This is a genomic window from Streptomyces sp. SID4985 (assembly GCF_009863025.1).
Classification (GTDB): domain Bacteria; phylum Actinomycetota; class Actinomycetes; order Streptomycetales; family Streptomycetaceae; genus Streptomyces.
This window is the reverse complement of record NZ_WWIR01000616.1, coordinates 1-695: the sequence shown is the minus strand read 5'-3', so window position 1 is coordinate 695 and position 695 is coordinate 1. Positions and strand designations below refer to the sequence as shown.

Here is a 695-nt window from a genome sequence, read left to right as displayed (position 1 = left end):
GCTCATGACCTTGTTCATGGGGGTCCCCGTTCGGAATGGGTTGATACCGGGCGGTAACTCGGTGGTGGGGACCTTGTACGGGGGTGGGTGGCGGGTCGGCAAGGAAGGGGTGGGGCGTGGCGGAGGGGCGGGAAGGTTCACTTATCCGGGTGACGGCGGGGGAGAAAAGCCCGGGAAACGGGGGCCGCACCGGGTGAAGGCGGGGCGTGGGGTGGACGCCTTCGGGGGTGCGGGTGGGCGCCCGAAAGGGGACGGGCGCACGTATTCTGGAGGCCCTCCGGGAGCGGCCGAAGGGGCCTTCCCGCGAGGCTCAGCAGAGCCTCTGACCAGGAAAAGAGCGGCCGGAATGCGCGTCTACGTACCCCTGACCCTTCCCGGGCTCGCCGAGGCGTACCGCACGGGGGTGCTGGGCACCGGCTCCTTCGTCGCCTACGCCGTCACGCCCGAGCTGCGCCAGTGGTGTGGCTCCGAGGACCTGGAGGAGCTGGAGTACGCGGCGCTCGGCCAGGCCGCGCTCGCCTCGCTGCGGCTGCTCGCGGCCGACCGGTCGGCCACCCCGCGCCGGGTCGTGGTCGCCGCCGACGTACCGGACCGTGCCGTCAGGACGGGCCCGGACGCCGACGCGGAGCTGTCCGAGCTGGGCGAGGTCATGGTCGCCGCCGAGGTGCCGCTCGCCAAGGCGGCCGCCGTGCACG

The 695-nt window shown here is 73.1% G+C and carries 1 protein-coding gene; it reads left to right on the top strand.

Translation table 11 applies throughout. From position 1 onward, the window contains the following. Positions 1 to 346 precede the first annotated feature (346 nt). A partial coding sequence (locus GTW40_RS26275) for a hypothetical protein (protein ID WP_161182644.1) occupies positions 347 to 695 on the top strand: 349 nt, incomplete at its 3' end.